The sequence below is a fragment of the Hymenobacter sp. HD11105 genome (genome assembly GCF_054051685.1).
The window spans coordinates 117,951-143,755 of record NZ_JBSWBR010000009.1; the positions used below are offsets into that span (position 1 = coordinate 117,951).

Genomic DNA, 25,805 nt, shown 5'->3' on the forward strand with positions numbered 1-25,805 from the left:
TTATGCAACACGTACACCCAGATTCTTGCAGCTGCTGCCACGAACGGTCAGCGGCAACGCCAGCAGTCATCGTCAACCGCCCGGGGCTGCACGCCATCGCCTACCGGGTTGGCACGCATGCGCAGTTCAAGCAAAGCCTGCTGGCGTGCCTGTCTTCGGCCCCGGCCCTGCGGCGGCTGACTGCCCGCCTGGACGACGACTTTACCATTGGGCTGCTAGATGCCTGGTCATCGATGGCCGATGTACTCACGTTTTACCAGGAACGCATTGCCAACGAATCGTACCTGCGCACCGCCACCGAACGGTATTCCGTGCTGGAACTGGCCCGCCTGATTGGCTATGAGCTGCAGCCGGGGGTGGCCGCCAGCGCCTACCTGGCTTTCACGCTGGAAGAGACGACCAGCGCCCCCCAGGCAGCGCCCGGAATTGCGTACGGGGAGCCCTCCGGGGTACCAGAGGTTCCCGTCCCCCCCGGAACCCAGGTGCAAAGCGTTCCGGGGCCGGGGGAGGAAGCCCAGGTGTTCGAAACGGTGGAGCCCCTTGTGGGCCGCCCCGAGTGGAACCACATAAAGCCCCGCCTGACTTACCCCCAGGCAATCAGTCCGGCCATGAGCGCGGTGGTTGTGCAGGGAACCGGCAACGGCCTGAAACCAGGGGACGTTATCCTGATCAACCAAATGAAGCTGCGCAAAATTCTCAGGGTTACGATTGACGAAACCGCCAAAACAACCCGCCTGGACTTGGCAGTCAACTCTTCTTTTTCGCTCTCCGGGAAGCCGACCCTGACCACCGGTAAAATCAGCCCTGCTACCACCCCGTCCGCTTTTACCGGCTCCACCGTAAAGAACATATTGCGCTACAAGTGGCGCGAGGGGGACATGGCGGCCATGCGCCTGACCAATAAATGGCCGGAAGCCCATATGGTTGCCAGCCTCAATACCACTGCGGCCCAACCAACTAAAACTGCCTTAAGTGGAGTTCAGATTTTTCGCCGGCGGGCGTTCTTTTTCGGGTATAACGCCCCTTGTAAAGTAAGCTACCCAGACAGAGTCCCAACCTTCGAGGAGTGGAAAACGAAAGAGGACAGCGCCAAGATTTATCTGGATGCCGCTTACGAAGAACTGGTGGGGGGCGTTATCGCCATTCAGGGCAGCAACGAAAACCTCGAAGACATCCCCAGCACCAGAATTTTAACCGTAGGACAGGTAAACATCCGCGCGCGCACGGCCTACGGTCTGAGCGCTAAAACCACGGTCCTGACCATGTCCAAGGACTGGCAGACAGGGATTGCAGGGGATTCAACTTCCCTATCGTTCCTGCGGGACTTAACCGTCTATGCCCAAAACGAGCCGCTGCAAATCGCCGAGGTTCCCCTGGTAGATCCCGTGCGGGGTGACTCGGTCACTTTGGATCGCTACTACCCGGGCTTGAAAGCGGGGCAAAGGCTGGTGCTTATCGGGACGCGTACCGACTTGCCGGGCGTAGTCGCCAGTGAGCTGCTCACTCTTAGGGCGGTAACCATGAGCCAAGGGCTTACGGAGCTTGCCCTGGCACAAGCCTTGACGCACACCTACGTGCGGAGCTCCGTGGCCCTCAACGGCAACGTATCCCTGGCCACCCACGGCGAAACCGTACAGGAAAGCCTGGGCAGCGGCGATGCCAGCAAGGTGTTCCAGCGGTTTGTGCTGCGCCAGCCCCCGCTGACCTACGTGAGCAGCGCCAACGGCAGCGGCGCGGCCAGCACGCTGGAAATCCGGGTGGCGGACGTGCTGTGGCAGGAAGTTCCGTTTATGCTCGGGCACGGGCCGCAGGAGCGCATCTACACCACCCGCGTAGACGACGAAGGCAAAACGACGGTGCTATTCGGCGACGGCATCACCGGCGCGCGCCTGCCGACGGGGGCGGAGAACGTGAAAGCCCGGTACCGCAAAGGCCTGGGGCTCGGCGGGGTAGTGAAAGCCAACCAGCTCTCCCAACTCCTTAGCCGACCGCTGGGAGTCAAGGGGGTAAACAACCCCCGGGCCAGTAGCGGCGCCGCTGGCCGCGAAGCCCTGGAAGATGCCCGACGAAACGCCCCGCTGCACATCCTCACGCTGGGACGCATCGTTTCCCTGCAGGACTACGCGGACTTTGCCCGCTCTTTTGCGGGTATCAACAAAGCCCTGGCCACCTGGACCTGGGTGGGCCAACGACGGCAGATCGTGGTAACGGTGGCGGGCCCGAACGGAGCCCTGGTCAGCAGCGACAGTGTCCTCGCCGCTAACCTAGCGCACGCCATCCGGGCCGCGGGTGACCCGTCCGTAGCCGTTAAAATTGCCCCGTACGAGCCCGCCTTCTTTCAGCTCCGCGCAAACGTGGTCGTGGCGCCGGCCTACGTGCCGGAGCGGGTGCTGGCGGCCGTGGAAACGGCCCTGCGCCAGCAGTTCTCCTTCGCCGCCCGGGACTTTGGCCAAGCCGTAGTCCGGAGCGCAGTTATTGCTACCATGCAGCAGGTACCGGGCGTGGTGGCCATCGACCTGCAGGCGCTGAACCGCACCGATGAGCCGGAGCTTCCTGCCGGAGCGCGACTCGCGCTGCACTTGGGGGCTTCCCTGCCCCGGTCCGGGGGGGAGGGCACTTTCGCGGCCGAGCTGCTGCTGCTTGATCCCCGCCCCGTTGATTTGCACGCCCTATGAACTTCGACGCCCAGCGCCTGTATGAGTTGCTGCCCGCCCTGTATCGCCTGCGCGACGCGCAGGCGGCCCTGCCCGAGGAAGAGGGGCCGCTCAAAGCTTTGGTGACTCTGCTAGCCGAGCAGATCGGCGTGCTGGAAGAAAACCTGGACCAGCTCTACGACGACCAGTTTATCGAAACCTGCGCCGAGTGGGTGGTGCCTTACCTCGGCGATTTGGTGGGGGCCCGCGGCGTGGTTGTTTTTCCGGAGGCGGACTTCAGTGCCCGGAGCCAGGTCGCCAATACCCTCAGCTACCGCCGCCGCAAAGGCACCGCCGCCGTCCTGGAGCAGCTGGCGCGCGACGTGACGGGCTGGGACGCGAGTGTCGTGGAGTACTTCCAGCTGCTGGCTACCACCCAGTATCTGAACCATCTTCGACCGGAAAACCTGGCGGTGGCCCCGTTGGGCCAAGCCCAGCTGCTGGAGGAGCTGCACTCGCCGTTCGACAAAATCACCCGCACCGTGGACGTGCGCCGGATAGAGCCGCGACGGGGTAAGTACAATTTGCCCAACATCGGGATTTACCTCTGGCGTCTGGAAAGCCACCCGATCTCCTATTCCCCGGCCTATCGGGTGGATGACCTGCGGTTCACTTTCAGCGCCCTGGGCCTGAGCATGCCCTTGTACAACCGGCCGGTCCCGGAACCGGAAATCACGCACCTGGCCGAACCCCGCAACGTGCCCAGGCCTTTGGGCCGGGCCGAGTTAAAACGGAACCTGGCCTGGTACTACGGGGCGGACGAGTCCAAAAGCCTGGCGGTGTGGGTCGAGGTCGAAAGGGTCGAAGGGGTCGAAGAGCAGCTTGTTGCACCTGATGCCATTGCCATATGTGACCTGAGCAACGTGAAAGATCTGACCGGCCACGACGTGCTGGACGCCGCCGGCGAGCCCGTGGGCTGGATGAACGTGCCCGCGGCGGGCAGTGCTTTTCCAGTAGCCCTGGATCCGGTGTTGGGCAGGATAGCCTTTCAGCTGCACCCTGCTCAGCCGCCCCCTAGGCGGGTGCAGGTAAGCTATCAGTACGGATTCAGTGCCCGCATGGGAGGGGGCGAGTACGGCCGGGCGAGCACCTTTGCCCCGGCGCTTGGCCCCGTTATAACGGTTTCAAAAACCAACGGCGTAACCCTGCAGTCCGCCTTCAACCTACTGGCTGCAACTGGGGGCGTAGTAGAGATTCAAGACAACGACTACTACCTGGAAACTCCCGTAGTGCGGATTGCTGCCGGCAAAATCATTGAACTGCGGGCCGCCGACCAGAAACGGCCCATGCTGGTGCTGGCAAGCGCGATGCGTGTTACGGGCGGGGCCAACGCGGAATTTATTGTGAACGGCCTGCTCGTCAGCGGAGGAACGGTGCAGGTGCCGCTGCTGGCCAGCAGCGGCACCCCTAACCGCTTGCGTGCCCTTCGCGTGCGCCACTGCACCCTGCTGCCCGGTGCCAGTCCGGCCGTCACTACGGCCGCCGGGAGCGTGCCCGTCGGGCCGGCTACGCCCCGCCTGGTGGTAGAAGTGCCAGGCTGTGAAGTGGAGGTGGCGCACTCCATTAGTGGGCCCTTGCGTGTGACAGACGAAGCTGCGGTCGACATTCGAAACTGCATTGTGGATGCCCTGCAGCCCACGGAAGTGGCTTTCGCCGGGTTGGTAGGTTCCCTTCCGGCAACCAACTTTGAGGTCGCCAAGCCGGGAGGAACTCTTACCGTTCACAACAGCACCGTGATTGGGAAGGTCCATACGACCACCCTGCTGCTGGCTTCAAACACCATTTTCCTGGCCGGTCTGGGGTCGGCCGATCAGTGGCCCGCCGCGGTGCTGGCCAACCGCCTGCAATACGGCTGCGTTCGGTATTGCTACGTGCCACCCGGCTCCCGCGTGCCTGCCCCGTACCGCTGCCAGCCCGCAACGGATGCGCTGGCGGCTCGGGTGCGCCCGATTTTTACATCGTTGCTTTACGGCCACCCGGGCTACGGACAGCTTAGCGCGGCGTGTTCGCTGGAAATCAGTCAAGGGGCCGATGACGAGGCGGAAATGGGAGCCTTTCACAACCTGTATCAGCCCCAGCGGGAAGCCAATTTGCGCGCCCGGCTGGAGGAGTATCTGCGGTTTGGGCTGGAAGCAGGGATCTACCGGGCATCCTGAGCAGCGCCGCGCGCAATACCTGTTGGCCGCCAGTTAAAGAATCCAGGCGCTTTTTCAGGGAATTATCTTAATCGAAAGGAGGAACATCCGATGGCAGGGGATTATTCGCGAAAAATTTTTACCCGGGAAAAGCACTACAGCGGGGTGCTCATGCAGCAGGGACGGGTGCAGCTCGATTCTGACTGGAACGAGCAGCTTGACATCCAGCAGTACCGCACGGGAACGCAAACCATCGACGTGGTCGGCGTCGCCGGGGCACCGAAGGCGAGCGCAGGATTCCAGATTGGCGTTTCGGCCGCCGGCTCTCAGCTTACCATCTCGCCGGGCCGTCTGTACGCAGGGGGGCTACTGTGTGAGCTGGACCAGCCGGCTACTTACTTTCGGCAGCCCCACTACCCCGCGCCCGACCCGGCTTACTTTAGTGCCTCGCCCGCGGGCTCCCCGGCTGGCCCACCCGACTCTGACCTGCGGCCGCTACTTTCTGGAACGTATCTGGTGTACCTGGATGCGTGGCAGCGCGAACTCAATTTTCGCGACGATCCTCAGATCCACGAAGTGGCCCTGGGGGAAGCTGACACCACAACCCGGCTGCAAACGGTTTGGCAGGTAAAGTTGATGCGGGTCGCCACCGAGGGCGCGTCCCCGGTTACCTGTTCTTCCGCCATCAAAGAGTGGATTTCGCTTCAGAAACCGGCGACGGGCAAGCTGCAAGTGCAAACCAAACGAACGGCAGACCCCAAAGACCCTTGCCTGCTGCCGCCCACCACCGGCTTCCGGCGCCTGGAAAATCAGTTGTACCGGATTGAAGTCCAAAAATCCGGCACCCGGGAAACGGCAACCTTTAAATGGTCGCGCGATAATGCCAGCGTGGAAACCATTATCGAAAGCATCGTGGCAACGGACGTCAGCAGCGAGAAAATGACGGTTCGGGTTGCGGACCTGGGCCGGGACGCCGTCCTGGGTTTCGCTTTAAACCAGTGGATAGAGGTGGTAGATGAACACTCCACGCTCACCAGCCAACCCCGCGATCTGGTTCGGATCGTGGAGCTTGATCCTGGCACGCGCCAGCTCACGCTGGAAGGCCCGATTGTCAGCACCGAAAGCAGTGCCCGCTTAAAACTGCGTCGCTGGGACCAGAAAGAAAGGGAGCTCCCCCTGCAGCCCCCGGAAGCGGGCGGGGGGTGGCGGGAAGTGGAAGACGGCATTGAGGTATCGTTTACGGAAGGGACGTATCACGCAGGCGACTATTGGATGGTAGCGGCCCGCACGGCCACGGGCGATGTGGAGTGGCCGCAGGCGGCGGCGCCCGCTGCGGGCCCTGAGGCCCGGTTGCCAGCCGGCACGGCCCACCACTATTGCCAGTTGGCACTGGTCGAGATCCAGCAAGGCCTGCACAAACTGCAGGATTGCCGGAGGCTTTTTCCGCCCTTAACCGAGATTACGGCAGCTGATGTCGGATTCAACAACGCGAAGTGCTCGTTTGACCCGGCCGTAGAGACGGTGCAACAGGCCCTGGATGCGCTGTGTCAGCAGCGTAGGGGCAGCTGCACGTTGACTGCTATTCCGGGCGAAGGCTGGGAATCTGTTTTCGACAAAATAGGCCCGAACCAGGATGCTGACCTTTGCTTCCCAGTGGGTGACTACGTGCTGCGCGACTCCGCTAAAATTTCGGGCAAAGGCAACCTCAAACTAACGGGCAGCGGGCCTGGCACGCGCCTTTTGGGTTCCAACCTGGAGGCGGCACTGGTGTTTGAGAACTGCAGGTCGGTGTTGATTCGGGACCTGTACGCCGAATCCACCCTTCCCGGCAAACCGGTCCCGGTCGTAAGTCCGCGGCTTAATGGGGTCTTTACGTTCCTGGGCTGCCCCGCGGTGGCGGTGGAAAATGCTACGCTTAACTGCGGGGCCGCCCCCGCCCGCGCGGCCTGCTGTCTGACAGTTCGCAACACGGAAGATAAACCCGGGGCAGTTCGCATTTGCAACTGCATCCTGCAGGTAGGCAATCAGCAGCAGGGCATCTTGCTGGTGAACATGACCACGGCTTTGGTCGAGCACAATACCCTGGGTGTTTACCAGGCCAGCGCCCCCCTTAGCATCAAAGATGTTTTGGCCGAGCCGTTGCTGCAGGCAGCGCTGCGTCGGCGGCTGATTTCCACCTTGCCCAACGGCCCTGCCGGCCCGAGCAATCCCTCACCGGTGCTCCCAAGCAGCAGCTTTACCAAAGCCGGGCGCCTACGAACGGCCTGGCAAACATTGCTGAGAACACACCCGCTCGGGGAAGGGGCAGACCCCCAGGCGGAAGCCCGGCACCTCAGGAAAATGGCACAGCGGCTTTTGGTGGACGAAGAGTTTCGGAGAAGTTTTCCTCCCCTCGAGCAGGAAATAACGGCCATCATTCAACACAGCCGACCAGTCGGAACGCAAGGCATCACCCTGGGGGGACGCATTGCCCGTGATGTTCGGGTGCTCAACAACACCATTGAAGGTTCGCTGCAGGGCGTGCACGTGGGCCTGAGTCATGCCTCAGCAGCGACCGCAGCAGCAGACCGGGCGGACACGGTCACTATCGCGGGCAACACCATCGGCATTGTCTTGTCCCCGCTAGCTCTTGCTCAGGACCGCCACGGCATTTTTGTGGGCAATTGCAACAGCCTGCTTATCGAAAACAACAACATCCGGCTCGTCCGCCTACCCGGAACTAGGCTTTTCCCTATTGACGGCATTCGGGTGTGGGGCAACTTAGGCGACCGGCTAATGATCACCAAAAATTACGTGGCCAGCGCTGACGGCCAGCGAAAACACAGTTTCAGCAACGGCATTGTGGTGCAGCCGGAGCCCCGGGTCAACAAAAGGCCCAGCACCGCGCAATGGGTAGTTATGTGGAACGTGGCTCCCAGCATAGACGCAACAGTCAGGGCTAATTCAGGAGTCGTGAACCGGAGAGAGAATACTCCCCTATAGCCCAGTTAGATGCAAGCCTTTAATTGTGGGGCAATTTGATGATGTAAACTTTGCTAAATACCTTGTAATCAGCAATAAGAAAAGCTATATTTAATCTCGCGCCTATCCAATCGGTAAGGTAAAATAGTAAGTGGCTTAAGCAAAAATTTGCGACGTTGTTGACTTTTCAAGGCGAAAGCTGTGAATCGAAGGCAAACGCTGTGAATTGAATACTTTAGTTGCAAGCTATAAGAAGGGTTCGAATCCCAGGCGTGAACAAAGAGGCTGACGCTAGTTAGCCTCTTTTGTTTTTGATGATCTCTATTAAGTAGCCTACAATCGACTCATCAGGGTGGTAACGCCCCGAGACAGAGGTAAGTAATTTCCCCTCGATCAGTACCTGACCAGCGCGAGGCGGCAGCAAGCCCCGCTTTCCCTATGCTGCGGCGCGGGCCGTACTGGTTAACTATTGCCTCGCCCATTTGCCATAGGAGTAGTTCGTCAGCCGAAGCCCCGGCGTGACCGGTACGGAACGACCATCTAGAGCATATAAAAGCTTGGTTAGGGTCCGCTAACAAGCGGCTTATCGGTCCTGATCAGGGAAGGATAACAGGCATTACGTGGCGAACCGAAACGCTATCAGCATTTACTTCGCCTGTCACGTTTTAGAAGGTTTATTTAAGTAAGGTGACAAGATTTTAAAGAGCGCTTGTGACGCCTAACACTCCTCCGTTCAACAAACGTGACAAAGCCCGTCTGCCCAAAACGGGATTGTAAATAGAAAGCTTGCCTGCTGCCATAAAGTATACCTAGGGGTTTGGTAGGCCGGGTCTTAACAGCCAGCAGCCACGGAGCAGAGTTGAAAATTCAGTGGAGGCACGGATCCATTTTACCGGTAGATCTACTACTATCATCCCAGCTGCTCTGCTCTGGTGGAGGCGGGTTCCGTTTCTTTTATTTAAGTAAAATGTCTATATATGGAAGCTATTGAACAGCAGTCCCCGCCCGCTGGCCCGCCCCCGATTAGTGTCCGTACCCAAGGCCCCAAGGCTACCGTTTCTCCCGCAAAGGTTACCATGGTCATTATCGCTATTCATGGGGTGGGAGACCAACACACCTTTGGCACGCTGCAGTCCGTGATCAACCGCTTTTGCTGCTTCTATGAGGTGCCCCCGGCCGTACCGCTCGGCAGCTTTCACAACGAGTCCTTCTACAGCTTAGCTCCCCCCTACCCGCCCAAACCATTTCAGGAACTGGCGTTTGCGGAAGTCTACTGGGCGCCCATTCCCCGGGAAGTCGTCAAGGAGCAGTATACCTTGGAAGAAGCTAAGAACTGGGCTCGCACTATTGTCGAGCGTATGCACATGCGCCACAAGCACGCGGGGGAAGAAGCCAAAAGCAAGCTAACACCAGCGGAGTGCAGAGCCAGTGACGCAAACTTTGAGCGGATTAAATTCATCATGACCGAACTGATCGAGAGTCTGGCCGTGGTGGAACGACTGTGCTATCTGGCGGACCGGGCCGGCATCTTCTCCTTCGACCTGCGGAAGCTGCTCGAAGACTACCTTGGGGATGTGCAAGTCGTGGCGGAGTTCAAGATGCAGCGGACTAAAATTCTGGACGCGTTCCGGAAAGTGCTCATCCAGGTGGAAGACCAGTACCCGGAAGCCGAGATTCATTTCGTGGCTCACAGTGAGGGCACCGTTGTCGCCTTACTGGGCTTGCTGGAAGCTATCAACAATCCCGGAAGAGCAAAGTGGCTCTATCAGGTCCGGGGATTGATGACACTCGGCTCCCCCATTGACAAACATATTGCCCTCTGGCCTGAGCTCTTTCCTTGGAAGGCTCCGGCTGCAGCGATAGCGGAGATAAAGGATAAGATGGCCGGAAAGAAGATTCAGGGGCGTAATTACTACGACTACGGGGATCCGATTGGCTTTGAACTCGACGATGCACGAGTCAAACTACAGGAGAACCAACTCAATAGCCTGTTTGAATTCACTGACGAGGACGATATGGGCTTTGCGCGGTATCCCTTTCCCGGGAAAGCCCACGTGGATTACTGGGAGGATGAGGAGGTATTTGGCCACTACATTCACACGGTGATCAATCAGGGTTCTCCTGCTGTTCCCACCCATGCCCGCTTCAGCCAGCCACCCCGCAATAAAAAAACCACGCAGTTCCTGAGTAACGTCCTACCGTATTTGGGCTTGCTGACGCTGCTGTTTGGGGCCGTATATATCGTATTCAAAGCCCTGGTCGACTACTTCCCCCATATATATGATCATGACATGCTGTACAAAAGCAACGCATTCATCTTCTGGAGTGTGCTTGGAGGAACCTTCATTATGAGTGGCTTTACCGTCCTGGCGCGCCTGCCCCGGCTGCATCGGCTGCCGGACAGCTGGTGGTCTCATGCGGTGGCATGGTTTTGTTGCCTGGCAGGCTGGGACTCGGCTGGTTACTTATGTTTCATCAGTTCGGGAGCTCTGCCCTTAACCACGACTGGCTGGACGACAGCTCATGGATGGAGTACGCAGCATGGTTCCTGCCCGGGGCAGGGCTGGTGTACTGGGTCAGTATGAAGCACCCAACCTGGGGCATGAAGCCCTTACTGGCGCTGGGTCTGCTCACTATCCTTATGATCATTGTGATCGGTACCCAGGTAGTGGATCTGGATCCTGAAGGACCTGGTCTTGGCCCGCTCTGGCCCGTGTTCTTGGCAACGGTAGGCTGCCTCTACCTATGGTGGCTAGCGGCGTTGCTGTTTGATCTAGTGTGCATTTGGCACGCGTCCATTCGCCGCTCGAGTTGTGTGAAGCAAATCAACGAGTTGGTGGGCCCACCCCCTTCCCCATCGCCCGATGCGGCCAAGGAAGTGTCTACTGCCCCAGCCTTAGTTGGCGTGTGAGAAAAAAGCTTGTTTATCCCTATGGATTGACCAAACAAAGCGAGAAACTTTGCTCCTTGTTCATGAATTGCTTCCTTCAACTCTGAGGATTGCCTTCTTAAACAGGATACTCTACTCACTACATTGTTTGGAAGCGCTGTTTTGTAAACCTTCAACAATTCCTCTTTTGAATTGCCAGACAAGGACGTTCCTCCCTAGCATGTAACTTCGCTATCCACTCCGGCTACTCGGCATCGCCAGCCAGCTTTCGTCGCCCGAGTGGATAGTAATTAAGCAATAAGTCGCCTAGAGCGATACGCGAGCCGTCGGCTTCATTGGGCGCCGCCTGTAGCTTGGGCTGCAGAGGTACGACACTGCTTTGAGGACCTCGCCGACCACCACAGCAACCTCCACAGGCAAGTATCCTAACCCGCTTTACTGCGAGTCATTCTAAGGCCCATCACCCATAACTGGCGGGTGTTTGTGACCTAATAGGCCGAAGAGTCGGCAACCGAAAAATGAAGCAGATCAGGTAGGTTGACCGAAGAAATAGCTCTACCGGACCGTCCTACTTGTTGAGGTCGGGTCCTCCTGCCGCTCTTGCCCGGCTGGAATGCGGCATCCCATAATTCAGTGATAGCACGGATGCCGCCCTTACCAAGGCCTGTACTTTTGCATCGTATTATAACGTACTCTCTATCAGCCATGTTATGACGGCCCACGGTGAGCTTTATCTGCGGGATCATATCCCGCCCCGCTCCATTTATTATGAGCACGGTCGCTTCGGCCGCCTCTTTCCCTCCCTGCAGCCCTGTGCCAGCAATACGCCCGAGGTGCGGGCCAACTTGCTGGAGCTGGGCCGGGCCGGGGGGCTGATGGACCCGGGCGACCCCATGCCCGCCACGGGGGGCGGGCCCCTGGATCCGAGCCCCAACAATCGCGACCATCTGACCATGCCTCCGGGCTTTACCTTCCTGGGTCAGTTTCTGGACCACGACATGACGTTTGATCCGACGTCGAGTCTGGAGCGGCAGAACGACCCGGAGGCGGTCGCCAACTTCCGCACCCCCTTCCTCGAGCTCGATAGCCTGTACGGGGCGGGACCAGCCGCCAACCCGCACTTTTACGATGCCCGCACCCGCAACATTAAGTTCCTGATTGAGTCACTGGACCCGGGCAACCCGGCGGCCCATGCCGATCTGCCCCGCAACAGCCAGCTCACGGCCCTGATTGCCGACCCGCGCAACGACGAGAACGTGATCATCTCCCAGCTGCACCTGGCCCTGCTCCGATTTCATAATGCCCTAGCCGACGAGCTGAACGTGCTGGCCCAGCCGGATGCGGGCGCCGCCTTTCGCCGGGTGCAGCAACTGGTTCGCTGGCATTACCAGTGGCTTATCGTGCACGAATACCTGCCCACTATCTGCGGGCAGCAGACCGTGCAGGACATTCTAGCCCGAGGTCGTAAATTCTATACCTGGCGCAACCTGCCCTTTATTCCCGTCGAGTTCTCGGTGGCCGCGTTTCGCTTTGGCCATACCCAAATCCGGCCCGGCTACCGCCTCAACCAGGACGGGGATGGGGGCAATCCCTTTGAGGCCTTCATCTTCCGGGCGGATATTGCCCATTCGGACCCCGATCCGGCTGATTTGCGCGGGGGCAAGCGCGCGCCGCGCCGCTTCGTGGACTGGCGGATCTTCTTTGAGGGCCTGGGGCCGGGAACCAAGCGCAACAAGCAGCTCGACACCCAGCTCTCCTCGCCCATGTTCCAGCTGCCGACCAGCTCGCCCGGCCCGGGGGAGCCGCCCCCCTCCCTGGCCCAGCGCAACTTGCTGCGCGGCCTTACCTTCGGCTTGCCCTCGGGCCAGAACGTGGCGGCGCTCATGGCGCCCGTCATTGGTTCGGATCCGCTCACCCCGGGGGAGTTGGCGGAGTTACAGCCCCTGGGCATGGCCCGGCAGACGCCGCTCTGGTATTATATTCTGAAAGAAGCCGAGGTGCGGGCCGGCGGCAATCGCCTGGGGCCCGTTGGCGCGCGGATCGTGGCCGAGGTCATGCTGGGCTTGCTGGAGGGCGACTCCATGTCGTATTTAGCCCAAAACCCTACGTGGGTGCCGACACTGGCGCCCGGCCGGGACTTTAAAATGGCCGACCTCCTCAAGTTTGCGGGGGTAGCACCCTAAGGGTAGGGGCCGAGGAGCGATGCTCTAGTCAACGGAAGTGCTTATTCGACATCTTCCTTCATTTGCTACATGATTAAGCCCAACTAACGCTCAATTGATGAAGGGTCTAGATCCAGATGAAAGGTCTAGATCCATAAGTGGGATAAACCACGGCAAAATATTTATATTAATTCTTTTTATTGTATAAATTACACCCTCATACCCGTTCCCTCTTTACGGTTGTGGTCTCTACATAAAATCCTTTTGGCTGATATTTCCGCCCTTAGGACTGCCAGAGGCGAGTAATCAAATCAAGCCACTTTGATTCTATCGAACTAACATATTATGATTTTTATATGCTTAGCCTTTTTCATTTTGGTACGACCTTGCTACTCGGGATTACTGGTTGGAATGGACTGAATCCCCAACAAACGCCTGCAAGTATCGACGCTAAACTAGCTGGTACAGTTACTAAACAATGGACTTTGGTTGGGCAACGCGAAACATTGGGCCAGGCATGTGATTCGGGGCAAATATTCACCTTTCGCCAAGCAGCAAAACCGAAAGAGCGCAGGGTGCAAGTGCGGCGCTGTGTAGAAGGAATGTGGCAGGCAACAACTCATAGCTGGGCTACGCAGCTGGAGGGCGCTGATGCGGTATTGTTGCTTGATGGTAAACCAACCTATCATATCCGATTTATAACACAAAATGGAAGCCCGACCCTCCGACTTACCGAACGGGGAAGTACCCCCACGGCCTCAACCAAGCACTATTACTTCCGATCAGCGACCCCCTAACCGCAAACGTAAACTGCTGACCCCTACTAAAACAACGGCTGATAAGGTTGACCTGTGGGTGAAAATTGCCGCTCCGCTCCTTACAGTTGCCGGCTTGATTTGTGGTGTGTGGCAGTATCAGCACCAACAAGCCTTCAATGACGCGCAAGAGTTTCGGCGTAAAACATGGGAAAAGCGACTAGAGGCCTATACTGAACTGGGCAAGGTGGCCGCCCAACTTGTTGCTGCGGCACCCGATCAACAGCGTTTTGACTCACTGAGCAGCCATTTTGATGAAATCTATTGGGGAAAACTACCGCTATTTGATAATCAAAGGGTCGAAATTAAACTTAAGGCCTTCAATGATGAAGTGCAGGACATAAAGCATCAGGAAGGAGATAGTAAGGCACTCAAAATAAAGGGCTATAACCTGATGAAGGAATGCCAGTCCTCTTTACAAGACACGTGGTATGAAGCCGTTACTTATTAGCTGGAGCTTATTAGGGTGGCTATCGCTGTTCAGCTTTAGCAGTTATGCGCAGAAACCTTTTACTGTGTACTCGCTGTGCGTTGGCTCAGCCGATTATCTGGAGGACTTTACCCGGTTCGAGGATGGGTTCGCTGGGTTTTCTTCCGTTCCTTCTGCCGCCGTAAGCGCGCGTATGATGCACCGCCAATTACGAACTATCCATGCGAGCTATAGTGACACCCTCATTTCTACGCCAGCCAAGCTTATAACACGCCAAGCGGTAATAGCGGCTTGTACGAAGTTGATTCAACGGGCCAAAACGGAGCGCAAGCCAAACCCCCTGCTGGTGTTTTATTTCGCCGGCCATGGGGTATCCGAAGGACTGGGATGGAATCTCTTTCTGATGCCCGGCGATTTTTGCTATAAGATCAACTCTGACTTACCGAAACTATCAGATCAGGCCCTCTACGCCGGGGATCTATACGATGCCCTGGAGGCCGCAAAACTCCCTTTCGTCCTATTGCTAGATTGTTGCTATGAAGGAAAGCAACAAGATATTTCTACGAAGGAATTCGAGTATCAGCAATCGTTGCTGCAAATGGCGGAACTAGCAAAGAGCAGTATGGCCATTGTGCGGAAAATGAACGAGTTTGAGGAAGTAAATCCGGTGGTTTTTTCCACCACTCCAGGGCGGCTTACGGAAACAGTACCCCTACCAGGCAACTCAAGGCTTAAGGTAGGGCCCCTGTGTCGACGGAGCATGCTGGCTTGGCAAAAGCTGGGACCAACAACCACATCTGTTTCCCTCGCAGAGTATATCAGCTGGCTGACTAAGGAGGATGTTGACAAGAATAATAATTCTCATCCACTCACGAATTGGGATAAAGAATCTTGCGGATTTCGTGCAGATAAATTGCCTTTCAAGAAGTAGCGGTTGCATGGGTAGCTGAGCGGAGGATTACGGTTCTTTTGGAGGACGTCCTACTGTCAGGGTGTTGCCCGAAGCTCGGGCAAGAAAGTTAGCGCGTCAGTTCACAGGCTAGTCCTCCGGTGAGCTAGACTTTCTGATCGGCAGCGCTACGCGCTCCTTTCGGGGCGTCAAGTCCATCCGTTGGCGGCGAGTGATCAGTAAAAGCGGTGCGCAGCCCAGCATTCAGTGCTGCCACTGATGCGGCAGCTACCGATAAAAAGTAGTCTTGTACTACTGTCTATTTCCTCTTGGCGCCTGCGTGGTGCTTTAACCCTACAGTAGCTAATTGCTGGCTGGCGAACCAAGGGAACCATACAATTCACCTGCTGAAGCTCCTTCCTCATGGCTCCTACTCCCGCCCTGCCCGAACGGCTCAACCTCAAGACCGACTTTATCCCCGTGGGGACCCGCAACCGCTCCGGCCGGCCGATCACGCCGACCTTCATCACCATCCATAATACGGCCAATGGCAGCAAAGGCGCCAATGCCCTGATGCACGCCCGCTACTTGAAAGGCGATGACGCCCAGCAGCGCCTGGTGTCGTGGCACTTCACGGTGGATGACGTCCAGTGCATCCAGCACCTGCCCCTGCACGAGCGCGGGCTGCACGCCGGCACCGCTCTGGGCAATAGTCAGAGTATTGGCATCGAGATCTGTGAGCACGTGGGCATCGACCAGGTTGCGGCCACCCAGCGGGCGGCCCTGCTCACCGCCGCCTTGCTGCGCCGACTTAATTTGAAGGTGTCGCAGGTCGTACCCCACCAGCACTGGTCAGGTAAAAAGTGTCCGCACCTGCTGCTCGATGCCCACGGCACCATCCAGGAGTTTCTAGCCCTGGTCAAAGCGGAACTGGCGGCGCTGCCCGCCTCGGCTCCCGTCACCGTTGACCGGCCCACCGATACCCCATCGGTACCGACGGACGCCGCGCTTACGCCGGCCATGGCCACGGCTCCAGCCCCTACGGACCAGCTCTTTGCCTTGGACGCCGAAGGCACCACCCTGGACACAGTGCGCGCGGCAGACCGCATCGCGGTGGCCACCACGGGCCGGGGCAAAGCCAAGGACAAAAGCTACGTGCTGGACGCGCGCCCGGATACCCTGGATTTTCGCGACACCCTGTTCGTGCCCACCCTGCGGGAAGTCCCCGCCACCCGGCCGTTGGCCGCCTATCAAAAGCTGGCGAAGAAATACGGCGTGCCCGTACTCGATCAGGGCCGGGAAGGGGCCTGCACGGGCTTTGCCCTGGCCACCGTGGCCAATTACTTGCTCGGCCAGCGGGTGCAGCCCTGCCAGCCCGTCTCGGCCCGCATGCTCTACGACATGGCTCGGCGCTACGACGAGTGGGAGGGCGAGGCCTACGAAGGCTCCAGCGCCCGGGGCGCCATCAAGGGCTGGCACAAGCACGGGGTGTGTGCCGAAGCGGACTGGCCCAGCCTGGGACCCAACGGCCACCGCCTGACCGGCGACTTGGCCCAGGCCGCGGGCCGCTGCCCGCTGGGGGCCTATTTCCGGGTGAATCACAAAGATTTGGTGAGCATGCATAACGCCCTGGCTGAGGTCGGCGTGCTCTACGCCACGAGCATCGTGCACGAGGGCTGGCAGCGGGTCAGCGCCGAGGGGCGCATAGAGCTGGGTGCCACCCGCCTGGGCGGCCACGCCTTTGCCCTGGTCGGCTACGACGAGCAGGGCTTCTGGCTCCAGAATTCGTGGGGTCCGGACTGGGGTCATCAGGGGTTTGCCCATCTCTCCTACGACGACTGGCTGGCCCACGGCACGGACGTGTGGGTGGTCCGCCTGGGCGTACCGGTGCAGCTGCGCACCTCCCAGGGCATTGCCGCCGCCCGCTGGGGCGGCAGCGGGGCCGTCAAAGCCAACGCCTACAGCTTTGCCGACCTGCGGCCCCACATCCTCAGCATCGCCAACGACGGGGCCCTGCGCCCAACCGGCACCTTTGGCAACGACGAGGAAGACGTGCGCCAGCTGCTGCTGGAGGAATTCCCCCGCATCACGAAAACCTGGCAGCGCAAGCGCCTGCTGATTTATGCCCACGGCGGTTTGGTGGGGGAAGACGACGCCCTGCAGCGGGTCGCGGAGTACCGGGCCGAGCTGCTCAAGCACGAAGTGTACCCGTTGGCTATCATCTGGCGCAGCGATTTCTGGACCACCATTACCAACGTGTTGCAGGATGCCCAGCGGCGGCGGCGACCCGAGGGGATGCTGGATGGAGCCTTGGACTTCGTGCTCGACCGACTCGATGACTTTCTCGAGCCCGTCGCCCGCCACGCCGGGGGGCGGGTGCTCTGGCAGGAAATGAAAGAAAACGCGCGGCTGGCGACCGAAAGCCCGCAGGGCGGGCTGCGGCTCGTACTCGGCTACCTGATGGATTTGTTGCACCAAGTGGGCGAAGACGTGGAGCTGCACCTGATCGGCCACAGTGCCGGCGCCATTGTGCTGGCCCCGTTTGCCCAGTTACTCACCACAGCAGGGCGCGTGCCTACTGGCCCCATGGCCGGCCAGCAGGGCTATGGCCGTCAGATTGCCAGCTGTACGCTGTGGGCCCCGGCCATTACCACGGAGCTGTTCCTGCAAACTTATGCGCCCGCGATCCGGGCCGCGAGCATCGAGCGGGCCGCTCTCTTTGCCTTGCACGACACCGTCGAGCAGGATGACCATTGTGCCCACGTCTACCACAAGTCCTTGCTGTATCTGGTATCCAATGCCTTCGAGGAACCGGCCGTGCGCCAGCCCTTCCGGCATGATCGGGCTACCCCGCTGGTGGGCATGGCCAAGTTTGTGCTGGCCGATAGCGCGTTTGCGGATCCGGACGTGGTGAAGCTGATTCGGAATCAGCACCTGGAGCTGGTCTTGGCGCCCACCATCGATGGACGGCTGCCCGTCACCCAGCAGTCGGGCAGTCGGCACCACGGCGACTTCGACGATGACGAGCTCACGGTCAAGGCCACGCTGGCGCGCATTCTCGGGCCGGGTAAGCAGCAGCACGCGCTGGAAAAAGAGCCAGCGCAACGGCATCTGTTCCGCAGCAACGCCAAGGCCCTGCAGCAAGTACGGCAGGATCTTCTTACTGCTGGGCGCAACACCCTATAGCCCGCTAAGAATTAGGCAGGTATTTGATTTACAATACTCCTGTGCCAGGGCCTAGTAAGTTAGACACGAACTGGTCTGAGTATAACTTGCTGGTGCTTGGATTGAACTGCAAACTTATTATCAGAGCTGATCAACTATTCCAAGTTATATCCCTTGCTTTTGCGCATGGTTGACTCAACTCCAACGGGTACTAAAACCATCATCCAGCCTTACAGAAGGAAGGCTCCCGATGGGTGGGGTATGCTCAATACGCGACTCCCCATTGTTAACAGTCTGGCTCAGTTGGTACTGGTGACCCTACTCGGCACGTTTGCCAAATGTAGCGTAGAGGAATACACGCATAATATGGAGCGTACGAAACGGGTGGACGATTTAACCACCGCGCTTTCCACGCAGGAAACGGATCGGGATATTACCAAGCGCAACTTAGCGCTCGTCACGCTGGATCGCATTTATTCCAATCCTAATCCAAGCTGGTGGCAAGGTTTTTTTTCAGCCGATGAACAGCAAGCGGATGACTCGTTGATGTTCAGCATTGCTGAAGAGGTCTATCGCGCGGGCATAGCCACCACCCCGGGGGTTGACAAAACCTTATTTAAAACGCGCTTGAATCTCGCCCGAAGGATTATGTGTCGCCGAGACCCGAAGCGAGGCAAAGCATTTCTAGAGACTGTTTATCAATCCACTACGACCATTTCATCAGCTGATACCACCTCTACTCTCGCCGCTCAACCCGCGAATAGCATTCCTATTGCGCCCGAAAACCGGGCATTGGTACAGGAAATTACGGCGATTAACGAACCGGATAAGTTTTGTTATATTCAATTCCGAGCATTCAAGCGGGCAACCGCTCAGCAGCTGCAGCAGCAGCTGCAAAAAAAGGAGTGGAATGTTCCCGGAGTAGAAAGGAAAGAGGGGAATTATGCTTGTACCGTCCGTTATTTTTTTCCAGAGGACTCCGCCAAAGCTGAAAAAGCGTTGCAGGTAACCCAAGATTTTCTGAACACGTTACCGAACAAGCCGAAAGTACGTCTACTGCCTTTGACCAACAAAAAGTTTGCGGGCGTACGGGCTGGTCAGATTGAGATATGGATCAGTCCTGTTTCCAGCTAGGATAGGTAACTAATTAGCAAATCGCAAAAGGTGAGTAGGTGCATCACCCAGCCCAGCTGGGTCAAAGCCTAACTGCTTTTGGCGAGATTCCCATGCCGCAGGGGATGCTGGATTGTCCGCACGCCGGCCCAGCCGGGGGGAAGGCGTTGCCCCCAGCAAGCGCAAGTAGCGGTACCCGGTGGAGCGACCCAGGCCGAGTAGCTCGGCGATTTACTTTGCCGTTTGGTCCTTTTGCAAGTAGAGGGTTTTGACGGCCAAAATCGCAAAACGCATTCTCGAATACAGTAAGTAGTATGCCCAACAAAATTCCAACGGCATCTTTATCCGAAAATACTTCGGAGAAAAAATACATAGAATCGTGGAGGAATATAAAATAATAAAATTCAATAATTTATTATCAACTAATTACCAACTTAAATTAGCGATTAGTTAAAATAGCCAAGGGAAATAAGCATAATTTATGCAATTCTATTGCGATTAAAGTCTGTTAACTTATCCGATCTTTGACCCTCATATTGTAATACTCAGAGTCTAAACAATATATTAATTCTTTTAAATTGCTTGAGAGGTTTTCAAACCGTTTCACTCTAAAATCTTTTTCACTCTTAAATTCAGTAAAGAAATTAATAACAGGCCTTAGCCAAATATACTTATTATCAGTTTCAAACTCTACAATAAGCGATAAAAATTTTCCGTAGCCAATTATACTTTTTTGGCCATTTATAACTTCTATCATACCCTCGCCTACTGCTCTTAATTCATCTCGAAAAATCAAAACGTCACTATAGCCTTCTTCATTGTTCTTCTGGCCGTCAGCAATTTCCTCTCTTATTTTTTCAATTATTTCTAACGATTTAAATCTTTCGTTTTTAGAATGAGAATCTAAAAAAGTGATGTCTTGACGATAGATTTCAAGCCATCCGAAGAAGGCGCAAAACCTATAGATGGTGCTTATGATTCTATACTTGATATAATAGGGATCATCACTTTTATTTGCTTGAAGATAGTCAACTTTATTAAAGAGGTTTACTTTCGTATATCTTAGAGCAACTTTTTTATATCTAGTTTTGAATTCTGAAATTCTTCTAACTAATTCAGTGGCCGATAGTAGTATTGGGTCTTTATACTTTTTTGAAATCCTTTCAAGTTCCTTTTTTTCTTTTAAATCGTTGAAATAATTAACGAGTAAAAAATCCTTTAAGAAAAGGGCCAATAACGTTCCGCACGTTGAAACGACTGCGGCTATAACAGTAAAAGTAAGTGGATTGTCAGACACGGTATTCATTTTACCTGGTTGGATTGCTTTAGAAACCTGGATAAGTGTCAGTTTTGAGTGACACTTATACTAGCTCATTTATTATAGTAACTTGCAAGTAAAAATATAAAACATTATTTCGATATAACCTACTGCTTGGTCAGGATGATCAGTCTACGAATGGCCATTAACCACTCTCGTGTGTAGACTGAACTGGCTGGACGCTTCGCCCTCTCACTCTGATATTACGACGAGAAAAAAGGTAGGTAACTGATAAGTGGAAGGCTCTGACTGCCTAATGCCTGGACGATATGGTCCTGGCGCCTGTTGTTGAGGCAAATGAAGCGGCAGGTCATGTACGTGATTTACCCTTGCCTGCCTTGACAGTGTTTGGCTTCCTCCCGGTTGGAATCACTAGGCGGGTTGCTTGCTCTGCCCGTGGGCCCGGGCCTGGTCGGCCTGCGCGTACTGTAGCATACGTCTGACCTGCACATGGGAGTAGGGCTTGCCCTGCAGGGTGGTAAAGCCAGCCGCATTCAAGCGGCGGGCAATGGCGGCGTAGGTCATGCCCTGCGCGTGCAAGAGCGTAATCAAACTCAGCGCCTGCCGCAGGGCGGGCTCCTGCTGGCGCTTCTGCTGGCGCACTTGGATGCTGCGCGCCCGGGCCGCCTCGGTCAGGTTGGCCGGCGTGCCCAGCGTCGCCCCGCGGGCCTTTTTGGCCCGCAGCGCATCCTTGGTGCGGGTGGAGATGGTCTCCCGCTCGTGCTGGGCCAGGATGGCAAACAAGCCCACGGTGAGGGAATTGGCATCGGGGATGTCGCAGCAGGTAAAGTCCACCCCACTGTCGCGCAGGGCGAAGATGAAGCCCGCGTTACGCGAGAGGCGATCGAGCTTAGCAATGAGCAGGGTGGCCCGGGCGGCTTTGGCTACGGCAATGGCCTCATGCAGCTTGACCCGCTGATTCTGCTGGCCGCTTTCCACCTCCGTAAATTCCTGCACAATCAGCCCATCCTTGGCAAAAGTCTGCACGGCCGATTGCTGGGCTTCCAGGCCTAAGCCCGAGGCCCCTTGCCTTGCGGTGCTGACCCGGTAGTACGCCACGTATCGACGCATCTTTATTATATAGAGTATAGGTGAAAAGAGGAAAGGTAGATGGCGCTAGGGAATAAGAACCGCCAGTCCCGTCTGACTCCCAAACATACCCAACACTTCTCAAGTATATGGGAATTCATATGTAATAATGAAGACCGGACTGAGCAAAGATAAAGAAAAGACCTTCACCCTGTACGTTTGTTAAACGGACGTTCAACAACTGTACATGATATATGGAATGTGCAACAGCTGCTGGGAATAAGTCAAAGTATATAATTAGCCTTTTGTACTAGTCGGGATAATCATATAAAACTTGTTAATGTTACAAATGCTACTCGGTTTGCTTATATATAAGCAATTATTAGACACTTGACGATATAGTGCAACGTTTTTAAGAAATGTGCAAACATGTTGTGATTGATGCTCTTTTATAAAAGTAGCTAGAGGTTGCCTGCTACTTGGCGAACACATGGGTACCCTATCTGACCTGGCGGTAGTGCTGCTGGCCCTAGGAGTTGTACTCTTCCACCAAAAAGGCCAGCCCACAGATGAGGGGCGATAACCCCCGCGTATCAGCCCTAATTGGCTGAGGTAGGAGCCCAGCAGAGGATAAGAGTGAGGATAAGAGTGAGGATAAGAGTTTAGGCTATCCTTGTTTCTTTTTCATTGTGCCTGATTGCTGCTTACTGCTTAATCTGCCAGTGGCCGTTCACTTTCTCGACCCATAAGAGCGTACCATACCCACAGTTGCCACAGCGTTGCCAGCCGTAGGGCATTAGGGCTTAATCTTGGGCGGCTTTGAACACGACGTTGGAGAGCGTGAGGATGCCGACACGTTTCTGTAGGCTCAGTGAGTCCAAGGGTGGTGCTGGTAGCAGATAGGCTTGCAGAGCTGCACGTCGGCTGGCTGCAGGAACTGCTGCATGCGTTGTAGCTGTTCATCGGCAAGTCGGCCGTCATGGCCGACTTGCCGATGAACAGCTTGTGCTCCGCTACTGCCTATGGAAAAAAGTCGGGCGTATGATCCCTACAAACACACGCCCCACCTGATCAGGCAAGAAATAGCCTCGGCCCACTTCAGTGGCCGAGGCTACACAGGATGAACTCAAACGTCCTCCTTCAGGAGCCCGAATAGCAATAAGTGCGGCTTAGTGGTTGCCTGCCATCACCATATCTTTTTCACCAAACTTTTAACCAAGGCCAAAGGTAGCTACCCGGCGGCTCCGCCCATAAAGCACAACAGGGTGCACTAGTCCTGGCACCTTGGTTCTGTGGTTACGTAAGCCGCGGCAGCGCGCGGCGTGGTCGGGACTTATTTGAGCCGCTTCAGCAGTAGGTAATCCAGGAAGTAGAGCACCCGCACCGAGACCGAGTTATGGTGCGGCGTGTTAATGGTGCTGTTCAGGTTGTCGAAGTAAAGCGGGGTGGCTTGTTCGCCTTGCAGGAAGGTGGCGCCGGCGTTTTTCCAGACGAAGCTGATTTCCGAGCCGGGCGCGAACCACCAAGAATAGACGGCGTCCACGTTGAAGGCGTTGTAGGTGTTGTCGCGGTTGCGGCGGTAATCTACTAGCTCTTCCTGCCCGCCGGGCAGCAGGTGGGCGAAGTCGGCATAGCGCACGTTGCTGGTGTAGTGGCGGGTGCGTAGCGTAAACGACATGCGGTTGTTGAGGGTATAGTCCACCGACACCACGTTCGCTACGGTCGTCACCTTGCGGCGACCCAGCATCACCTGATTTAGAAAAGGCTGGTCCAATTCCTCATTGGCGCTCATGCCCCCGTTCACGTACCCAATCTGATTTTGGTCAGTGCTCCAGTCGAAGCTGTAGCGGAATGTGAGGTGGTTGTTGACCCGGTAGCGCGGGAACAGACTAGCCCGCAGGCGGTAGCGGCTCGGCCGGGGCAGGCGCTTGTCCTCGGCGTACACGACGGCACCTGCCTCAGCCCCGTAGGAAAACTTCTTACGCGTGTCGGAATTGATGAAGCCAATGAAGTCTACGTTGCCCGGGACCCGCACGAAGTACTCGCCCAGCAGACGTACTCGTGGCTCGAAAAAGTCGTGCCGAACGGCGTTGGCGGTCAGATCGAAGCCAAGTTGGTTGAAGCTCTTGGTAAACGTGGTGTTCCCGCCGAGGTAAAAATTCACGTTTTTGTAAAGCGTGGGCTGGTACAGCAGCGAATGGTTTACCTGGCCGAAGATGTTGAGGTTGTTGACTTTCCAGAATGGCTTAAACTTGCGGTACGCGGCGTAGACCATCTGCGTGATGTTGTTGTTGCCGAACAAGATGCCCAAGTCGTTCGGGTTGTACGTCGCCGATTCGATGCCCTGATTGAGGCCCCAGGTGAAGGCCCCGCTGATTTTGCTGAACCCGACATTGTACTTGAAGCCGTCCTGGTCGTCGATGGGCGCTTCGGACCCGAACTTGGTGCCGCGGCGGCGGGAGTAAACTAGGCTGCCCCGGAAAGAATAGTTGTTGGCTTTATCGTTGATCTTAAACAAGCCGCCCGTCACGTTCGCGTCGTACGTGCTGCCGGCGCGGGTGACGTTGGTGTTGATGAGCGACACGTACGAGTTGTTTTTCAGCGACTGGTCGAGCACGGCGATGCTGTAGTTGCTGAACGGCTGCGTGAGCACTTCCCGCTCCGTGCCCGTATCCTGGTCGCGCAGGGTAGCGTACACGTTGTTGCTGAGCGCGTTGAACAAGCCGATGCCCAGGCCTTGGCTGGTGCGGCCCGAAATCTTGGTGGCGTTGAGCAGGCGCGTCTCGCCGGGGTTGGTGACGATCCTCTCGTTGGCCTCCACCTGCACGTCGTAGAAGCCGATGGGCGTGGCGCCCACGCGGCGGGAATAGAATAAGTTGCCCTTGTTGAAGAGCTCGGTGCCCTCGGTGAAAAACTGGCGGTTCTCGTTGAACCGAACTTCAAAGGGCGACAGGTTCAGCACCTGATTGTCGCTGATTACCTGCCCGAAGTCGGGCACCAAGGTCGCGTCCAGGGTGAAGCTCTCGTTGATGCCCCACTTCAGGTCGGCGCCGCCGTTGAAGCTGGTGGTGCGGCGCGTGCCTTCCGCGTTCAGCGGATTGTCGTTGACGTAGCCGGAAATGTAGGGCGCGAGCGAGAGGCGCAGCGGCGGCTTGATGTCGCGCACGCCGCGCAGCTCGCCCCACTGGTTGACGAAGCCATTAACGGCGGGATTGACCTCGTTCCAATAATACTGGGCATTGTCGCGCTTGCGCTGGCGGGAAAAGTTCAGCCCCCACAGCTGCTCGGGCGCATGGGCGAAGCGGATGGCCGAATAGGGAATCCGAATTTCGGCTACCCAGTCAGTGCCCTGCCTGCCGGTGCGGGCGTCCCACACGGCGTTCCAGTTCCAGTCTTCGCCCACGGCCGGCGAGTAGCGCGCATCCAGTTGCACCCCCGACGTCGTGACGCCAAAGCTGTAGCCGTTCAGCTTGTCGTTGTAGGTGTCGAGAAATACCGAAAAGACGTCGGTGTTGCCGAACCGGTCGCGCTGCGTGAGCTCGCGCAGAATAGAATCCGGCGACACGTCGTGCATCACCGCCCCGATGTACAAGTTGGCGTCGTCGTAGAGTACGCGCACCTCGGTTCTGTGCTTTTCCGGTACGCCGGGATTGGGCCGCTGCTGCGTGAAACCCGAGGCGATGGGCGCCCGCTGCCAACTGGTTTCGTCCAGTACTCCATCTAACTTAATGCCCTCTGTAATACGCACGGCTTGCAGCTGGCGCTTCGGGGCCGCCGTGCCTGCCTCAGTATTGACAGCCGGCGTGGCCGGCTGCGCCACCCCCAGGTGCGTAATGGCTCCCAGGCTAAGCAGCAGAAGGGCAGCGCGCAGCGCGTAGAGGCAGCAAGACATAGCAAAGCGTTTTGGGACGGTGTTCAGCCAGGAAAAGGTGCGGTAGGGTTGGCTTCGGTAAGGCATAGCAGGATAGGAGCAGCGGCAGGAACTGCGCGGGCAGGAAGCGGCCGTTACGGCGGGTTTACAATTCTAGGGGAGGGTAGTGATAGCGTTGACTCATCAAAATGCCCTGATACACCTCCTCGGTTGAATCAAACCCAATAGCATTGCCCAGTGGCTGTTCGGGCTGGAGCACTTTGGACGCCAGGTGCTAGAGCTTCCCGCAGGGAAGGGGAGCGCGGAAGCAGCTGGTCCCAGAGACCAGCGCTCG

General features: G+C 57.1%; 13 protein-coding genes. 10 read left to right on the forward strand and 3 right to left on the reverse strand.

Translation table 11 applies throughout. The features are described from left to right. The first annotated feature begins 2 nt into the window (after window positions 1–2). The 10 genes from ACW9KT_RS19705 (at window position 3) to ACW9KT_RS19750 (ending at window position 19,274) form a co-directional block, all read left to right on the forward strand. On the forward strand, window positions 3–2,675 hold the full coding sequence (locus tag ACW9KT_RS19705; RefSeq protein ID WP_457083587.1) for a putative baseplate assembly protein: 2,673 nt from the start codon (window positions 3–5) through the stop codon (window positions 2,673–2,675). Then, on the forward strand, window positions 2,672–4,849 hold the full coding sequence (locus ACW9KT_RS19710; RefSeq protein WP_457083589.1) for a hypothetical protein: 2,178 nt from the start codon (window positions 2,672–2,674) through the stop codon (window positions 4,847–4,849). Before ACW9KT_RS19705 ends, ACW9KT_RS19710 begins: the two co-directional genes overlap by 4 nt. 90 nt (window positions 4,850–4,939) lie before the next feature. Further along, window positions 4,940–7,810, forward strand: coding sequence for a DUF6519 domain-containing protein (locus ACW9KT_RS19715; protein ID WP_457083591.1), 2,871 nt, complete (start codon window positions 4,940–4,942; stop codon window positions 7,808–7,810). Between the two features lie 956 nt (window positions 7,811–8,766). Then, window positions 8,767–10,374 (forward strand): hypothetical protein, encoded by a 1,608-nt coding sequence (locus ACW9KT_RS19720; RefSeq protein ID WP_457083593.1) that lies wholly within the window; start codon window positions 8,767–8,769, stop codon window positions 10,372–10,374. Next, window positions 10,371–10,700 (forward strand): hypothetical protein, encoded by a 330-nt coding sequence (locus tag ACW9KT_RS19725; RefSeq protein WP_457083595.1) that lies wholly within the window; start codon window positions 10,371–10,373, stop codon window positions 10,698–10,700. Before ACW9KT_RS19720 ends, ACW9KT_RS19725 begins: the two co-directional genes overlap by 4 nt. A gap of 689 nt (window positions 10,701–11,389) precedes the next feature. Continuing rightward, on the forward strand, window positions 11,390–12,862 hold the full coding sequence (locus ACW9KT_RS19730; RefSeq protein WP_457083597.1) for a peroxidase family protein: 1,473 nt from the start codon (window positions 11,390–11,392) through the stop codon (window positions 12,860–12,862). A 687-nt stretch (window positions 12,863–13,549) separates the two neighbouring features. Further along, entirely contained in the window at window positions 13,550–14,107 is a 558-nt protein-coding gene (locus ACW9KT_RS19735; protein WP_457083599.1) for a hypothetical protein, read from the forward strand. After that, on the forward strand, window positions 14,088–15,017 hold the full coding sequence (locus ACW9KT_RS19740; protein ID WP_457083601.1) for a caspase family protein: 930 nt from the start codon (window positions 14,088–14,090) through the stop codon (window positions 15,015–15,017). The genes ACW9KT_RS19735 and ACW9KT_RS19740 overlap by 20 nt, the downstream gene beginning before the upstream one ends. A gap of 381 nt (window positions 15,018–15,398) precedes the next feature. After that, on the forward strand, window positions 15,399–18,161 hold the full coding sequence (locus ACW9KT_RS19745) for an N-acetylmuramoyl-L-alanine amidase (protein ID WP_457083603.1): 2,763 nt from the start codon (window positions 15,399–15,401) through the stop codon (window positions 18,159–18,161). A 165-nt stretch (window positions 18,162–18,326) separates the two neighbouring features. Continuing rightward, on the forward strand, window positions 18,327–19,274 hold the full coding sequence (locus ACW9KT_RS19750; RefSeq protein ID WP_457083605.1) for a hypothetical protein: 948 nt from the start codon (window positions 18,327–18,329) through the stop codon (window positions 19,272–19,274). A gap of 487 nt (window positions 19,275–19,761) precedes the next feature. Here ACW9KT_RS19750 and ACW9KT_RS19755 read toward each other — a convergent pair whose 3' ends face one another. The 3 genes from ACW9KT_RS19755 to ACW9KT_RS19765 form a co-directional block, all read right to left on the reverse strand. Next, window positions 19,762–20,559, reverse strand: coding sequence for a hypothetical protein (locus ACW9KT_RS19755; RefSeq protein ID WP_457083607.1), 798 nt, complete (start codon window positions 20,557–20,559; stop codon window positions 19,762–19,764). A 384-nt stretch (window positions 20,560–20,943) separates the two neighbouring features. Continuing rightward, window positions 20,944–21,642, reverse strand: coding sequence for a recombinase family protein (locus tag ACW9KT_RS19760; protein WP_457083609.1), 699 nt, complete (start codon window positions 21,640–21,642; stop codon window positions 20,944–20,946). A 1,291-nt stretch (window positions 21,643–22,933) separates the two neighbouring features. Continuing rightward, entirely contained in the window at window positions 22,934–25,558 is a 2,625-nt protein-coding gene (locus ACW9KT_RS19765) for a DUF5916 domain-containing protein (RefSeq protein WP_457083611.1), read from the reverse strand. Window positions 25,559–25,805 lie beyond the last annotated feature (247 nt).

What these genes read in the sequence shown, in the direction of transcription:
- ACW9KT_RS19705 (WP_457083587.1), top strand. Translation starts at nt 3, where the DNA reads ATGCAACACGTACACCCAGATTCTTGCAGCTGCTGCCACGAACGGTCA.
- ACW9KT_RS19710 (WP_457083589.1), top strand. Translation starts at nt 2,672, where the DNA reads ATGAACTTCGACGCCCAGCGCCTGTATGAGTTGCTGCCCGCCCTGTAT.
- ACW9KT_RS19715 (WP_457083591.1), top strand. Translation starts at nt 4,940, where the DNA reads ATGGCAGGGGATTATTCGCGAAAAATTTTTACCCGGGAAAAGCACTAC.
- ACW9KT_RS19720 (WP_457083593.1), top strand. Translation starts at nt 8,767, where the DNA reads ATGGAAGCTATTGAACAGCAGTCCCCGCCCGCTGGCCCGCCCCCGATT.
- ACW9KT_RS19725 (WP_457083595.1), top strand. Translation starts at nt 10,371, where the DNA reads ATGAAGCACCCAACCTGGGGCATGAAGCCCTTACTGGCGCTGGGTCTG.
- ACW9KT_RS19730 (WP_457083597.1), top strand. Translation starts at nt 11,390, where the DNA reads ATGACGGCCCACGGTGAGCTTTATCTGCGGGATCATATCCCGCCCCGC.
- ACW9KT_RS19735 (WP_457083599.1), top strand. Translation starts at nt 13,550, where the DNA reads ATGGAAGCCCGACCCTCCGACTTACCGAACGGGGAAGTACCCCCACGG.
- ACW9KT_RS19740 (WP_457083601.1), top strand. Translation starts at nt 14,088, where the DNA reads ATGAAGCCGTTACTTATTAGCTGGAGCTTATTAGGGTGGCTATCGCTG.
- ACW9KT_RS19745 (WP_457083603.1), top strand. Translation starts at nt 15,399, where the DNA reads ATGGCTCCTACTCCCGCCCTGCCCGAACGGCTCAACCTCAAGACCGAC.
- ACW9KT_RS19750 (WP_457083605.1), top strand. Translation starts at nt 18,327, where the DNA reads ATGGTTGACTCAACTCCAACGGGTACTAAAACCATCATCCAGCCTTAC.
- ACW9KT_RS19755 (WP_457083607.1), bottom strand. Translation starts at nt 20,559, where the DNA reads ATGAATACCGTGTCTGACAATCCACTTACTTTTACTGTTATAGCCGCA.
- ACW9KT_RS19760 (WP_457083609.1), bottom strand. Translation starts at nt 21,642, where the DNA reads ATGCGTCGATACGTGGCGTACTACCGGGTCAGCACCGCAAGGCAAGGG.
- ACW9KT_RS19765 (WP_457083611.1), bottom strand. Translation starts at nt 25,558, where the DNA reads ATGCCTTACCGAAGCCAACCCTACCGCACCTTTTCCTGGCTGAACACC.